The sequence below is a fragment of the Sulfitobacter sp. CW3 genome, from assembly GCF_019392245.1.
GTDB lineage: Bacteria > Pseudomonadota > Alphaproteobacteria > Rhodobacterales > Rhodobacteraceae > Sulfitobacter.
The window spans coordinates 1-410 of sequence record NZ_JAHXRL010000042.1 but is presented as its reverse complement, the minus strand read 5'-3'; the positions used below and the strand labels follow the sequence as shown (position 1 = coordinate 410).

Annotated in this window: 1 protein-coding gene; it reads right to left on the bottom strand. The window is 64.1% G+C overall.

The window, feature by feature from the left end; all coding sequences use genetic code 11:
- On the bottom strand, window positions 1-410 hold a 410-nt coding region (gene merB / locus KZZ06_RS20125; protein ID WP_257884516.1), incomplete at both ends, for an organomercurial lyase.

Sequence of the window (410 nt, the reverse complement as noted above, 5' to 3'; positions counted from 1 at the left end):
GGCGTCGTGAACGCCGACGATTTCAAATCCCGCGCGGCCCGAGGCCCAATCCTGCCCAATGGCCGTGGACACGAAGAAATGCACATGGCAGCAGAAGGTGCGGCGGACATCGGACATGTCTTGCGGCGGCAGCAGGGACATGGCCGCATCCGGCGGCGCGAGCGCCTGTACCGCATCCGGCGTGACAGCAAGGGAGATCGGCTCGCCCGTCACGGCGCACCGCGAGGTGACATGGGCGGTCTCGTTAAGCAGCGCCGGAAATATCAGAGTGTCGAACGCGCACCAGGCGTACAGACGTTGCCCCCCTACCTCGAAAACATGGGGGGTCTCGCGCAAGGTCAAACCATGGCCAACGACACTGCCGTTTCCATCCCATTCGGTGCTGACGCTCTGCCCGAGTGTGTCGGTCA